Origin of the sequence: Duncaniella muricolitica, assembly GCF_910574735.1 — a bacterium.
Taxonomy (GTDB): Bacteria; Bacteroidota; Bacteroidia; order Bacteroidales; family Muribaculaceae; genus Duncaniella; species Duncaniella muricolitica.
Genome location: NZ_CAJTCF010000002.1, coordinates 67,168 through 81,997 on the forward strand (window position 1 = coordinate 67,168; position 14,830 = coordinate 81,997).

Consider the following 14,830-nt stretch of genomic DNA (forward strand, 5'->3'; position numbering starts at 1 on the left):
ATACAATATGCCACATCTCTGCGCCCGACATATCATAGCCATCGCGGCCCTCACGCTGCTCGTCATCGTCACGGGGCCGCTACACGCGGCCACTGCGGCAGCCGACAGCCTCGCGCGCCGGCAGCGTCCATGGACCGGAATGGCAGTCGGAGCCGGAATGCTGGCCACATCGGCAATCGCCCGTCAAGCCTATCCGGCCGTTCCAGCCGACATCACCGTAGGCAAAAACACCGACCGCGGGACCGACTGGCTGCAATATGCCCCTCTGGCCGCACCCTGGATACTCAAAGCCGCAGGATTGCCGACCCGCTCGGGCTGGGGTCGCATGGCCGTGTCGCAAGGCATAGCCACAATGCTCATGGCCGGCTCGGTCAAGACACTCAAAGAGACCGTCAGCTCCACCCGTCCCGACGGTTCCGACACCCACTCGTTTCCCTCGGGCCACACCGCCTGGGCATTTATGGGTGCCACCATGATGGCCCGCGAGCTGGCCGACGTCTCACCCTGGTATGCCGTCGGGGCTTATGCCGTAGCCACAGGCATAGCCGTCGAGCGCGCTGTCGACAGCCATCACTATCCTACCGATATTGTGGCCGGAGCCGGCATAGGCATACTCTCGGCACAGCTCGGCTATTGGCTCGGCGACATAATATTCGGCAACCGCAATCTCGACATTCGTGCCGAAGACCTGCGGCTCAACACCAATGTCTCATATCTCTCCCTCCAGACAGGCCTTGCCCTCCCGCTCGGTCCCGTCAAAGCCGGCGACACCCGTCTGCAACGCCTCCCAGCACTCTCCGCCGCCCTGCGCGGAGGATGGGCCATCAGCGATCACTGGGGCCTCGCTCTCGAACTCGGCCTCCTCTCCACGCCACTCATCACCGACGTGCACCACGACCGCACATATGTCAAATCACTCTCCTCGCTCAGTGCGGTCATCGCGCCCTACTATCAATGTCCGCTGAGCGACCGCGTCAGCTTCACCGCCGAGGTCGCCGCCGGCTATCGTCACAACCTGCCGCTCAATCTCGACGACTCATCCATCGAGACAGGCACATCCTCACCGGTCGGACGCATCAACATAGGATGCGTATTGCGATTCAGCTCCAACTTCAGCGCACGCGCCTCCATCGGCTACGAAATGTCGCGCTACCGGTTCACCGTCCGACCATCAGCCGCCTACAGCATCCCCGCACCAGCGACTGCCCGCGGCATCGCCTCAGCCCTGCTCGTCAACATCTCGTCACGATATGAATTCTGACCCTAAACTCTATACTCAATATGCTCATCACACTCCCTCCACGCACAGGTTCCCGACCGCTTGAGATCGACACCACAGGCATGCGCCACATGGTGATAATCGGAGCCAACGGTTCAGGCAAGACACGCTTCGCCAACCGTCTCGCCGCCGACCTCGGCACACGCTCTTTCAGGCTGTCGGCACTCAAAGCCCTGTATAAACACAGCGAAGACCCGTCCGAGACATCAATCGATGCCCTTTATAACAAAGCTGTAAGCGGAGCCTCGCTGCTGAGACCCGACCTCAAGGGCGAGTTTGAACGCGTCATCGGACTCATGGTCAACGAAGAGATGCTAAGCCTCATACAGTTCAAATACTCCACCGACCGCTCCACCCCACCCTCCACACGGCTCGACTACGTGATGCAGCAATGGCAGAAAGTGTTTCCCGGCAACCGCGTGCTCGTCGAGAGCGGGCGCATGCTTTTCAGCCGTGACTCCGACTCCGACCCCTACTCGCCCTCCAAACTATCTGACGGAGAGAAAACCGTGCTCTACTATCTCGCCGCCGTCACCTTCGCCCCTAAAGGAGCCACCATACTCGTCGACTCGCCCGAGATGTTTCTCCACCCCTCATCCACGGCATCGCTCTGGAACAGCATCGAGAACTCACGTCCCGACTGTACATTCATCTACGTCACCCACGACCTCCAGTTTGCCTCCACGCGAGGCGAAGGATGCACCATATGGGTCAAAAACTGCGACTATTCGCGCGGCGAATGGGACTATGACCTCCTCACGCCGGCCGACGGTCTCAGCGACGAAGTATTCTTCGCCATAATCGGAGCACGCAAACCGGTACTCTTCATCGAAGGCGACGGCATACATTCCATCGACGCCAAACTCTACCCGCTCATATTTGACGACTACACCGTAAAATCGCTCGGCGGATGTGACCGCGTAATCGAATCGACACGTACATTCAACTCACTGCGCTCATTCCACAACCTCAACGCCTTCGGCATCGTCGACCGCGACCGGCGCGACGAAGGAGAAGTAGCCTATCTCCGCAAGAAACAGGTATTCGTCCCCGACGTGGCCGAGATTGAAAACATATTCATGCTCGAACCCGTCATACGCACCATGGCCCGCATCAACCACCGCGACCCTGACGAAGCCTTCCAGAAAGTCAAGCGAGCCATCATACGCCTCTTCGAGACCGACCTGCGGCAACAGGCTCTCCAGCACACCCGACACCGCATAAAAAAAGGAGTCGAACACCGCATAGACGGACGCTTCGCCAACATCAACCAGCTCCAGACCCACATAGCCAACCTCGCCAACGAGCTACGCCCCACAGCTCTCTACGAAGAACTGTGCCGCACATTCCGCCGCTACGTCCGCGACAAAGACTACGCCTCCATACTGCGCGTATACAACCGCAAGACCATGCTATCCGAAAGCCACGTAGCCCGACACTGCGGACTGCGTCGCGACGATAAAGACTCATATATCAACACTATAATCAACATCCTCGCCCACAACCGTCCCGGAGCCGACGACATCCGCACAGCCATACGCTCCACATTCACACTCAACACCCGGGAATAATCAAAAATTGCCCCCTCTCTATAATCTATACTTAACCCCTCTACACTCAACCATGAATATTCTCATCATCGGAGCGACATCAGGCATCGGGCGTGAACTATGGCAACACTATGTCACCGACGGCAACACCGTAGCCATAACGGCCCGGCGCGCCGACCTGCTCAACGACATGGCAGAGTCATATCCTGACAACACAATAGCAGCAGCCGGCGACATAGCCGACACCATTGCCTTCACAGCGACCCTCGACTCCATAATCACCCGATTGGGCAAAATCGATCTGGCAATAGTATGTGCAGGCATAGGCGAACTCAATCCCGGACTCGACACAGCCACCGAACTCTCCACCGTAGCCGTCAACGTGACCGGATGGACCAACGCCGTCGACACCCTCTATCAGCTCTTCACCCGGCAAAACCACGGCCATCTCGTGACAATCACTTCGGTCGGCGGACTCCAGCCGACCCCCGTCGCTCCTGCCTACAGTGCGACAAAAGCCTATCAGATCAACTACACACGATCACTCCAAGGCAAATCCAAAGGCACCCCGGTCACCGTCACCGAGATACGTCCAGGCCTTGTGGACACCCGCATGGCCAAAGGCGAAGGTCTCTTCTGGGTAATGCCTCTCGACAAAGTTGTCCCTCGCATCATCCGCGCCATCGACCGCAAAAAACGGCTCTGCATAGTCACCCGCCGATGGCGCATCATCAACTACCTGCTCCGCCACTTCCTATAATCCACGCTGCCACAAGACGCATTGGCAATTAGAGAGTGAGCGTATGTCGTGATTTTTGTGTAATTTCGGGGGCATATTAGACATACGACATGAGCTGGATTATACTCATATTGGCCGGACAATACATCGGAATACAAAAGTCCCGGAGGACACAATTGCTTGCTGTCCTTCGGGACTTCAGATAGATATTTCTTTTCCCTCGCTGTCGGAGGAATGAGGGTTAAAGTTCGTGGTAGTTTTCGGTATCGTTTACGCGATACATTGATGATGTGTTTTCACCATACCAGTCTAAAATCTTGTGCATAAATTCTGTAATCTTCATAATTCTGCGTTTTTTACAATTTATGGTTCAACTTTATAACGCCGTAAAAAGTAAAAAAGTTCAGATTTTATGCCGAAAAATCATGCTGAGCAGCACAAAAACCATACTAAAACGGAGCCACCGCCACATGCTTGATGCGCTGACGACGCCAGGTATAGACGATGTGGATGGAATATAACAGGGGCTATGTGTGAACTTGACAAAATACGTATCAACCGTATCAACAATGACGTTTACAGACCGCTTGAAAATAACGTGACAACTAAGGATGAGGCTATCAAGTATCTAAAAATGACATGTCACGGAGAGTATGTATATACAATGTGGAACTTCTTTACTCGAAAACGCTGGACTCTGCTTGACGATTATAAGGAAACCTTTACGCGCGAACTATGCGGTGAAACTTTCACTCTGACTCCTGAATCAGACCTCTGGGTATTCCCGATACCTCGAAACATTATACAACAAAATCCCAATCTGCATCACAATTATCCAACAAGATAGAATAGCCGATTGACATACCAAAAATCAGGCGTTGCGGAATCTGATATCCGCAACGCCTGATTTAATTTTCAGAGCTAAACTTTAAACTTTTCTGCTTTAAACTCTTATTTGGGAAGGTTGAAGGCAACGGTCATTTCGCGCATCTGGTCGTCCGACATGCCGTCGGGTTCGAAGCCCATATTTTTGGCCGAGATGTATATCTGGGCCGATTTGTTGAGGACATCTACCTGGTCGAAAGCCTGCATGATGTCGGTATCGACAGCAAAGACGCCATGTTTCTCCCAAAGGGTTACGTCATAATCGCCGAGCTCACGGATGGTCGACTCAGCGAGGATGTTGGAGCCGGGGAGCTGATAAGGGATGATGCCGAGTCCGCGGGGGCAGAAAGCCTTGGTCTCGGGTATCATGCTCCAGAGCAGACGTGTGGCCACATCCTTCTCGAGATATTTCTTGCAGTGCGACATTGCCACGAGCTCGATGGGATGGGTGTGGAGCGAGGCCTTGTAGTTGGAACCCTTGCCGATGAGATAGTTGTGCACGGCCAGGTGAGAGGGGAGCTCCGAGGTCGGCATTACGGGGAGGTCGGCAATGATTTCATAATGCGCACAGTCGTCGAGGATGCGTATCACCGAACCGTTCTCCATAGGCCGGCGTGCGAGGTCGCGCATGCGTTTGTTGGTGCCTTTGCAGTAGAAGTAGCAACCCTTGAGGTTGGTAAGGGTAGCTCCGATGGCTTTGGGTTCGCTGATGGCGGGGAGGGCGCGTATAGCGTCATCGATATGTTCGGTAATGTTGACGGTAATGTTGCCGCCGTTGCGTTCGGCCCACCCTTTCTGCCAGAGATAGCCGGCCACTTCGGCCACCTGCTCTACCTTGCGGGCCAGGGCAGGACGATTATCAAGTATAGACATCTTTTTTAATTAGTAATTAGTAATTAGTAATTAGTAATTATTAATTAGTGATTGGCTTATATAAGCTGTGGTAGGAATGAGGAGATTATCAACACGATGATGCCGGCTGTCAGCACCGCCATTGTCGAGCGCGAGCAGCCCTTCCATTCTTTGAGGATAATGCCCCACACGTTGGAGAAGACCACGTTGAGTGCCATGAGTATGCACCACGAGAAGGCCAGTAGTGTAGGCGAGTCGGTGAGGAAGCCTTTGCCGAGCGAGAGTCCGAAAAACTGGCTGTACCACAGGGCTCCGGCCAGGGCGCAGTAGAGGAGATTGTTGGCATAGAGCGAGGTGCGGCCATAGTCGCCGAAGGTGTGGTTGCGCGAGTTCTGATAGAGACAGTAGACGGCGTTGGTGATGAAGCCGCCGAGCGTCACGAGAAATGTGGCGGGGAGGGTGGCATACATGGGGTTGGACTCACTGAAGGAGATGTTGCCGCCAAACTCGAGTCCGACGTTGAAACATCCGCTCATGACGCCTGCCAGCAAGGCTATGGCTATGCCTTTGGGGAAGTTGAAGTCTTTGACGGCTTCGCGCTTCTGCTCTTCCGACATTGTGCGCGATTTCATGCTTCCGGCAACACCGATGATGCCGATGCCTATGAGGGTCACGACTACTCCGATGAGCACGGCAGCGGTGAGCTGGGCAAGGTAGTGGCCTTCGGGGAAGAAGATGTTGAGCATCACGGGGCCGAGCACGGTGCCGAGTCCGGCGCAGGTGCCGAGGGCTATGCTCTGGCCGAGGGCTACGCCGAGATAGCGCATGGAGAGGCCGAAGGTGAGACCGCCAACGCCCCAGAGGGCTCCGAAGAGGATGGTCATCCAGATGCGGAATGAGTTGTCGGCGGTGAAGAGTTCGCAGAGGCTGTGTCCGTCAGGAACAGCAAGCATAGCTCCCAGAAACGGGAACAATAGCCATGCGAAGATGCCTTGCACGAGCCAGTAGCTTTCCCAGCTCCATGATTTGATCCTGTTGATGGGCACATAGCAGCTCGACTGGCAGAAGGCTCCGACGGCTATGATAAGTAATCCGAGTAATATCATATGGGGGAGTATAGAGTGGCAAGGGGATACAAAAGGACAAAAGTCTCATAAGAAACAAAAGGGTAGATTATGAGACTTTTGTCTTTTTTATTCCATTACCGGACTGATTTTAACGTTTGGAAGTTACGTCGGCTTCGTATTTTTCCACCGCGGGGATGAATGACTCGCCTACGGGGACATTGTTGCGGAGGCAGAACATGTCGTAGACAGCGTTCCAGGGGAGATTCTTGCACTCTTCGAGGAGAGCGAGACGCTGGAACTTCTTGTCGGCGAGCTCATAGCCGCGGAGTGTGGTGATAGGCTCGAGAAGAGCGCGGAGCATGCACTTCTGGGCGGCACGGCTGCCGATTACGTAGGCACCGATACGGTTGAGTGTGCCGTCGAAGTAGTCGAGACCATAGTGCACGCGGTTGAGTGCGCCAGCACGTACAATCTCGCTGAAAAGATCCATGGTGGGGTCATCCATGATGGTCACGTGGTCAGAGTCCCAGCGGATGGGGCGGCTCACGTGGAGCATCAGTTCGGGCACGAAGAGGAGCATCGCCGACACCTTGTCAGCCACGCTTTCGGTGGGATGGAAGTGCCCCGTGTCGAGAGTGATCATCATGTCATTCTTGGACGCATAGGCGGTGTAGAAGTCGTTGGAGCCTACGGTGTAGCTCTCGAGACCGATACCGAATACTTTTGACTCCACGCAGTCCTTCATCCAGTCATACTTGTGCTCGAATATCTGGTCGAGCGAGTCTTTGAGAAGCTCGCGATACATGTAGCGGTTGACAGTGATGTCCTTGCTGCCGTCATGCACCCAGGTGTTCATGATACAGGGGTCCTGCTGAGCCTCGCCGATGGCCTGGGAGATGGCGCGGCAACGCTTGGAGTGCTCGATCCAGAAGTCGCGGATGCCCTTGTCGGGGTTGGCGAGCGAGAGGTCACCGCTCTTGGGGTGAGAGAATGAAGTGGAGTTGAAGTCGAGTTTGATATTGTTGGCTTTACCCCAGTCGATCCAGCTCTGGAAATGCTCTACCGAGCACTGGTCGCGGTCAACAAACTTGCCGCCGAAGTCACCGTAGATCTCATGGAGATTGAGACGATGCTTGCCGGGGATAAGCGACATGGCATAGAGAATGTCGGCACGGAGCTCGTCGATATTGCGGGCCTTGCCGGGATAGTTGCCGTTTACCTGGATACCGCCGGTGAGCGAGCCGCCCTGATTTTCAAAGCCGGCTACATCGTCGGCCTGCCAGCAGTGCATGCTGAGGTGAAAATCCTGCATCTGGTCGAGCACCTTGTCGGTGTCGACACCTACTGCGGCATAACGTTCACGGGCTATCTCATAAGCCTTGCGGATGAGTTCTTCTTTCATGGCTTTAAAGGTTATTTGTTTGGATTATAAGTGATTGTTTCGGTTGAGTTGGACGCTATGGCGCGCATTGCGGGGAGTGATAGCGATGAGTCGCATCCGCGTAGCTGCACGAGTATGTTGCCGAGGGCTGTACATTCGGCGGGACCGGCCACCACGGGGAGCGCAGTCTCGTCGGCAAGCATCTGCATGAGGTGCGAGTTGCGCGAACCGCCGCCTATGACGTGAAGGCGCGACACCTCGGCGGGCGAGAGCTCCTTGAGCCATCCGAGCACCACAGCCACGCGGCGCGCGAGGCTGCGATAGATGACGCGGATATAGTCGGCCGGAGTGACAGGCACTTCGAGATTATGCGCTATGCAATAGTCGTTGATGGCTGTGACCATCGAGGCGGGATTGGCAAACGAGGGGTCGTCGGAGTTAATGATTGTGTCGCACTGCGAGTCGTGACACGAAGCCGCAAGCGCGGAGATGTCGGCGTCGCGCAGACCCAGCTCTTCGCGCACTCGCTCGAAAATCCACAGTCCGCAGATGTTTTTGAGCAGACGTGTGGTGCCGTCGATGCCCCCTTCGTTGGTAAAATTGTATTCCAGAGCCTTGGGCCCGGAATTTGACTTGGCCGACTCGACTCCGAGCAGAGCCCATGTGCCACAACTGAGATAGGCATAGGCATCGTCGGTCGTGGGTATGCCTATGACGGCCGAAGCGGTGTCATGACCGGCGACGGCTATGACTTTAACGTCGTCACCGAGACCCGTATGGCGCATCACCTCGGGAGTGAGAGTGCCGATGACGGTGGCGGGGCTTACCATAGGGCCAAACTTGTCGCGCTCCAGCCCGAGGCTGAGGAGCAGCACGGGGTCAAAGTCGCCGGTGGCGAGATTGAGCATCTGGGAAGTTGAGGCCACGGTAAACTCGGTGACTGCGCGTCCTGTGAGCATATACACGAGCGCGTCGGGCATGAAAAGTATCTTGTCGGCGGCATCGAGCACTTCGGCACCGGTGCGGCGCAGTGTGTCGAGCTGAAAGAGAGTGTTGAAGTCCATAAACTGTATGCCGGTGCGCTCATACAGCTCCTCGCGGCCCATGCGTGAGGCATAATCATCGACAGCACCTGTCGTGTGGGGGTCGCGGTAACAGTAGGGAAGCCCGGCCGGAGTGCCGTCGGCATAGAAATAGGCTACGTCACATCCCCAGGTGTCTATACCGACCGACGTGAGCGACACGCCCTGAGCCTCGAGACGTATGCGTGCCTCACGGAGCGAATTGAGCACTTCCTGATATATCAGCGGCAGATTCCAGAAGAGGTGTCCGCTCATCGGCAGCATGGGATAATGAAAACGTGTGAGCTCGGTCATCTCGACGCGTGAGCCGTCATAGGATGCGAGTACCGACCGGCCGGAAGTGGCTCCAAGGTCGAGAGCAAGATGATATGTCTTATCCATGGATATATTAAAATAAGGTGTCAGAGCCGGGTGAGGAGTATACGACTCTTTTCATGGTTATATTTAAGGTGTGACAAAGTTACAAAAAATATCGCTATCTTTGTAAAAAAATTCTACCGTTACATGAAACCGCCTGCAATATTGTCAGAGCTCCCCGTCGGACGCTATGCTCCGTCGCCAACCGGACGCATGCATCTGGGCAACCTTTATTCAGCCCTGCTCTCATGGCTGTCAGTGCGCTCGCGCGGAGGCCGGTGGGTGCTCCGCATCGAGGACCTCGACCCGCAACGCTCCAAGGCCGAATATGCCCGGCTCATCGAGGACGACCTTGAATGGCTCGGTCTCGACTATGACGAGGGAGGCACAGCCGACACCGGTCCCCGCGGCCCCTACAGCCAGAGCCGCCGCGGAGCTATCTACGAGGAGTATCTCCACCGACTTCACGCGACCGGTTACACCTATCCCTGCACCTGCACGCGGGCCGACATCATGGCCACCCAAGCACCTCATCAGAGCGACGGACGCGTGATATATGGCGGACGATGCCGCCCGGCCGACATGCCTTGCATGACCGAGGCTCCCATCGGAGTGAGACACTCCACCAGGCTCTATGTGCCCGACGAAGAGATAAAGTATACCGACAGAGTCTACGGTCAGCAGAGCGTCAATCTATCACACGAGTGTGGCGACTTCATACTCCGGCGTGCCGACGGAGCGTGGGCCTACCAGCTTGCCGTAGTGGTGGACGACGCCCTTATGGGGGTCAACGAAGTGGTGCGCGGAAGCGACCTGCTGCTCTCAGCGGCACAGCAGGTCTATCTCTACCGTCTGCTCGGACTGACCGCACCGGTTTATGCCCACGTCCCTCTGATATGCAACAGCGAAGGAGTGAGACTGTCTAAACGCGACCGGTCGCTCAACATGGAATATCTGCGCGGACATTTTTCATCACGCGAAATCATCGGCCGACTGGCCCATATGGCCGGACTTATACCCGAGCCGTCACCCTGCACGGCCCGCGAGCTTATCGGCATATTCGACTGGGCGAAAGTGCCACGGACTCCCGAGTACCTCATAGAAACCTCATAACCTGCACGGGAGGGAGATACAAAAGGACAAAAGTTTCAGAAGAAACAAAAGTTTTTTATTATACAGGCTACATAATTTTTCAGCCTAAAAAAATAAAAACTTTTGTTTCTTCTGAAACTTTTGTCCTTTTGTATCTCCCACCCGTGTCTCCTTAGTGTAGGTTATTGCATAGCCTCGAGCAACTGGTCGGCGATAGCGGTCATGCCGGCACGTGACGGATGGCCCGAGATTTTGTCTATATCATGAAGCTGGATATATCTGACCGAATAATGGTCACACACCTCACGGATTGACTGAGTGATGTCATCGCGCAGCTCACTGTTGATTATAAAATATATCTCGGTGCCGGGATAACGGTTTACAGCCTCCGAGAGCAGACGTGCCATAGCCGGACGAAACTCATAAAGCTGCGGCCCCGACAGCGGCTCGGCATAGGAATACTCACCCACCTTGACCCCGGCCCAACTGTCGTTGGTGGCCCCGAATATGAGCAGAATGTCGGGCGAGCCCAGACGGGGCAGACGTGTGATGAACGAACGGTCGGAATAGTCGGCTCCGTTATATCCCGTGTATGACACAGTGGCTCCGCTGTAGGAGTCGTTGACACCGAGTATATACCCCCCACGGCTTATGAACTGCCACCACCAGGTGTGTTTCACATCGCTGACGTCGGTCTTTTTGGGATTGGGACGCGTGTCATACCACACGGCATTACCCACGGGAATATACCCCTCGAAAGTCGAATAGGAGTCACCGAGTATCGACACCACGGGCTTGGCCGCATGACGCGCCTGTGCCGCAACGGGCTGCCCGATAAATAACACACACATCAAAGCGATGGCGAGCTGCAAAAATCGTAATTTAGTCATGGCTGAGAATGAGTCTTATGGTTTTTATCGGCAAAGATAGCGAGATTCTGAGCCAATGACTAACGGTTTTTATACAACTTTCCACACAGTTTGATTTATTTTTCATTAAGAAACATTAAAATTTAAAAATATTTAATTTATAGTTAATTTGCGTTAACACCTTGAGAGATGTAATGTAATATCTTTTAACTTTGGGGAAAGGTACTGCAATCTGCTACAACCAATAGTCTAAACCAATCATTATAATCCAAAAAATCTTAACGCATGAAACAATGTAATGCACTAAGGCTTCTTTTATGCGCGTTAGTCATGTCCATGCTATCTGTAGACTCTTCACAGATATATGCACAGGACAACACCACACAGGCATCGGGAAGACTTATCATGGGGCAAGTCCTCGATGAAGAAGGCGAACCGCTACCTGGTGCGACAGTCCGCATCAAAGGCTCCAAGGGGATAGGAGCCGCCACAACCACCTCGGGCAACGGCACATTCTCTCTACGCTACACAGGCGGCAGCAACCGTCCCGAAATCTCCGTGTCATACATCGGCATGGTGACCAAAGAATTGCCTGTCGACTTCAAGAAAACCATGAAGGTGACTCTCGAGTCGGACGCACTCAAACTCTCGGAAGTGACCGTAGTGGATGACGGCTACAACCGTCTGCCGCGCCGCGACATGGTGGGTGCATACACCACCATCAAGGCCGAAGACATACTTATGCCCGGCATCCAGTCAATAGACCAGATGCTCCAGGGACGTGTGGCCGGCATGATTGTGAGCAACTCTTCAGCTCGTGTGGGAAGCAACCCCTCAATCAAAATACGCGGCACATCGACTATTCTCGGCAACACCGATCCGCTGTGGGTAGTGGACGGTGTGATACAGCCAGACCCAATACATCTTGAAGCGAGCGATATGCTCACCCAGGACATGGCCACGCTGGTGGGCAACCAGGTGTCATGGCTCAACCCGCTTGACATCGAAAACATCACCGTGCTCAAGGACGCATCTGCAACAGCCATCTACGGCTCAAAGGCTTCAAATGGCGTTATTGTCATCACTACAAAAAAAGGCTCCAGCGAACGTATAGCCGTGCGATACTCAGGCAACGTGAGCATACGCGAGAAAAAGGGTTATGAACACTATAACCTCATGAACTCGCTCGAGCGCATACAGTTCTCCAAAGAGGCATATGACGCCGGCGCCCGCTATCAGAGCTCGCCGCTCCCGCAGAAATACACCTACGAGGGACTCATGGAGATGTTCAACAAACGTATGATTACCGAAGCTGAGTTTGCTCAGAACATGCAGCGTCTCGAGACAGTCAACACTGACTGGTTTGACCTGCTGACACGTAACTCGGTGTCCAACAGCCACAACCTCAGTGTGTCTGGCGGTACGGAAAAAATCACCTACAACGCCTCGTTCGGCTACTCCAAAAACAGCGGCACAGAGAAAGGTAACGACAACGACCAGTTCACATCGCGACTCAACGTAGGCATACAGTTCAACAGACGTCTGCGCGTCAATGTCAACATGAACGGCTCCTACCGCAACTCCTATGACTTCTATGGCGTAAGCCCGCAAAATTACGCACTCACCACAAGCCGTGCGCTCCCATGCTTTGAAGAAAACGGCGAACTGGCTTATTACAATACCTATTATAAGTATCCCTACAACGCCAACCAGCTTGAGTATGGCTACAACATACTCAACGAGATGGCCAACACGGCGACCAAAAATATCAACAAGATGTTTTCCGTATCTGCCAACCTTGACTTCAAGATCGCCGACTGGCTCACCTATCAGTTTGTGGGCAGCATACAACAGTCGACCAACACCGGAGAATCATACGCAGGCGAAAACAGCTCGTATATAGAACGCAACTACCGTGGTTATCCTGCCGGAACGGAAGAGTATGGCTCGGCCAAATATAACGCCGCTCTGCTGCCCGTAGGCGGCATGCTCTGTACCAACACTTCGGGAAGCACAAGCTACTCGATGTCACACAAGCTGCAATACTCCCAGACCCTCATGGACAAACACCGTATCAACGCTCTTGCGGGCATTGAGCTACGCTCCATCGAAAACTCCAGCAACTCCAATACCGTGTGGGGATACATCCCCGAACGCGGCCAGATGCTGGTCATACCAACCGCGCCCGGCAACATCGTACCCATCGGCATGTCGCCCCCGGCATGGGGTGTGCTCGAGAGCTTCTACCGATATGGAACGGGATGGAAGAAGTATGACCGTACCGACAACTACCTGTCGGTGTTCGGCGTACTGGCCTACTCGTTCAGAAACACCCACGTAGTCAACGCCAACTTCCGCTGGGACGCCTCCAACCGTTTCGGTCAGGACACCAACCACAAGTTCAACCCCACCTACTCGTTCGGCTACTCATGGCGCATAGCCCAGGAGAGCATCATACAGGACAACGTGTGGTGGCTCAACCAGATGAACCTGCGCGTCACCTACGGCATACAGGGTAATGTGGTCAACTCTGTGAGCCCCGAACTCATAGCGCAATACGGCACAGGCGGTATACTAAATCCCTACAACCAATATTACGCCAAAATCTCAAGCATCCCCAACCCCCTTCTCAACTGGGAAAGCACCAAGAGCTGGAATTTAGGTCTCGACCTACAGCTTTTCAACAAGGTGACACTCAACCTGGAGTATTATACACGTGCGTCAAACATCATTCTCTCGCAGACCATCGCAGAGGAATACGGCATGAAGACCATGCGCCTCAACGGTGGCAAGCTCCACAACCACGGTGTGGAGGTGACAGTCAACTATACACCCATCTCAACCAAGGATTTCGCCTGGACAGTAGGATTCAATGCCTCCAAAAACTGGGACCGCTCCGACAGCCCCGACTCTTTCACACAGGCCAACCAACTGCAGGTATCCAACTACATAGCCGGCAGCTCTGACCGCCCCATCAAGGAGGGCTATCCCCTCAGCTCGTTCTGGTCCTACTCCTTTGCCGGGCTCAACCCCGAGACAGGCTACCCGATGTTTAACTACATCGACTTTGATGGCGACCCCGACAACACCATTGACCCGACGACATTCCTCGTCTACTCGGGTCAGAGAGACGCATACTTCACAGGCGGCTTCAACACCCGCGTGCGCTACAAGAACATATCGCTCGGAGCATCGTTCTCGGCACTGATCGGCTCCAAGAAACGTCTGCCCAACCCATATTCAAGCTTTACTAACGGCAAGATACCCGATCCGCTCGTCAACCTTGACCGCAACCTCAACAACCGCTGGAAACAACCGGGCGACGAAAAGTATACAATCATTCCCGCACTGTGGACATCGACCTCCGAAAACATCAACAAGATGTTGCCCACTGGCACCTCAGCCTCAATCTACGCCATGTGGGCCAACTCGGACGCCATGGTGGCTGACGCATCGTTCCTGCGCTGCAACAACATCACCGCCACATATTATCTGCCGACTTCATGGTGCAACAAGTTTGGAGCACAGAGCCTCAACCTCTCGGCTTCGGTCAACAATATATTTGTCATCGCCAGCAAACGCTGGAACGGCTTTGATCCGGAGCTCAACAACAGTGTGATGCCTCACATGTACTCACTCGGTCTCTCTGTAAGTTTCTAACATCACCCCCACTCCAT

The 14,830-nt window shown here is 54.3% G+C and carries 11 protein-coding genes; 6 read left to right on the forward strand and 5 right to left on the reverse strand.

Features of this window, described 5'->3' with window-relative positions:
* Positions 1–7 precede the first annotated feature (7 nt).
* The 4 genes from QGT73_RS00730 to QGT73_RS00745 all read left to right on the forward strand — a co-directional run bounded on the left by QGT73_RS00730 (position 8) and on the right by QGT73_RS00745 (position 4,415).
* Positions 8–1,261: a phosphatase PAP2 family protein gene (locus QGT73_RS00730; protein WP_280121042.1), complete on the forward strand. Its 1,254-nt coding sequence runs from the start codon at positions 8–10 to the stop codon at positions 1,259–1,261.
* 20 nt (positions 1,262–1,281) lie between these two features.
* Positions 1,282–2,850: a DUF4435 domain-containing protein gene (locus tag QGT73_RS00735; protein ID WP_280121043.1), complete on the forward strand. Its 1,569-nt coding sequence runs from the start codon at positions 1,282–1,284 to the stop codon at positions 2,848–2,850.
* Positions 2,851–2,902: 52 nt separating this feature from the next.
* A complete protein-coding gene (locus QGT73_RS00740; protein WP_280121044.1) occupies positions 2,903–3,589 on the forward strand; it encodes an SDR family NAD(P)-dependent oxidoreductase in 687 nt (228 codons plus the stop codon).
* A gap of 508 nt (positions 3,590–4,097) precedes the next feature.
* Complete coding sequence (locus tag QGT73_RS00745; RefSeq protein WP_280121045.1) at positions 4,098–4,415, forward strand: hypothetical protein; 318 nt, start codon at positions 4,098–4,100, stop codon at positions 4,413–4,415.
* A gap of 104 nt (positions 4,416–4,519) precedes the next feature.
* Here the strand turns inward: QGT73_RS00745 and rhaD are convergent, their stop codons facing one another.
* The 4 genes from rhaD to QGT73_RS00765 form a co-directional block, all read right to left on the reverse strand.
* A complete protein-coding gene (gene rhaD, locus QGT73_RS00750) occupies positions 4,520–5,326 on the reverse strand; it encodes a rhamnulose-1-phosphate aldolase (protein ID WP_280121046.1) in 807 nt (268 codons plus the stop codon).
* A gap of 56 nt (positions 5,327–5,382) precedes the next feature.
* A complete protein-coding gene (locus tag QGT73_RS00755; RefSeq protein ID WP_280121047.1) occupies positions 5,383–6,411 on the reverse strand; it encodes an L-rhamnose/proton symporter RhaT in 1,029 nt (342 codons plus the stop codon).
* A gap of 109 nt (positions 6,412–6,520) precedes the next feature.
* On the reverse strand, positions 6,521–7,774 hold the full coding sequence (locus tag QGT73_RS00760; RefSeq protein WP_280121048.1) for an L-rhamnose isomerase: 1,254 nt from the start codon (positions 7,772–7,774) through the stop codon (positions 6,521–6,523).
* An 11-nt stretch (positions 7,775–7,785) separates the two neighbouring features.
* Positions 7,786–9,216: a rhamnulokinase gene (locus QGT73_RS00765; RefSeq protein WP_280121049.1), complete on the reverse strand. Its 1,431-nt coding sequence runs from the start codon at positions 9,214–9,216 to the stop codon at positions 7,786–7,788.
* A 123-nt stretch (positions 9,217–9,339) separates the two neighbouring features.
* Here QGT73_RS00765 and gluQRS point away from each other — a divergent pair, with 123 nt between their 5' ends.
* Positions 9,340–10,305 carry a tRNA glutamyl-Q(34) synthetase GluQRS gene (gluQRS, locus tag QGT73_RS00770; RefSeq protein WP_280121050.1) on the forward strand — a complete coding sequence of 322 codons (966 nt, stop codon included), beginning with the start codon at positions 9,340–9,342 and terminating at the stop codon, positions 10,303–10,305.
* 161 nt (positions 10,306–10,466) lie between these two features.
* Here the strand turns inward: gluQRS and QGT73_RS00775 are convergent, their stop codons facing one another.
* Entirely contained in the window at positions 10,467–11,174 is a 708-nt protein-coding gene (locus tag QGT73_RS00775) for an SGNH/GDSL hydrolase family protein (RefSeq protein WP_280121051.1), read from the reverse strand.
* Positions 11,175–11,483: 309 nt separating this feature from the next.
* Between QGT73_RS00775 and QGT73_RS00780 the strand changes: the two genes are divergently transcribed.
* Positions 11,484–14,813: a SusC/RagA family TonB-linked outer membrane protein gene (locus tag QGT73_RS00780; protein ID WP_280121052.1), complete on the forward strand. Its 3,330-nt coding sequence runs from the start codon at positions 11,484–11,486 to the stop codon at positions 14,811–14,813.
* Positions 14,814–14,830 lie beyond the last annotated feature (17 nt).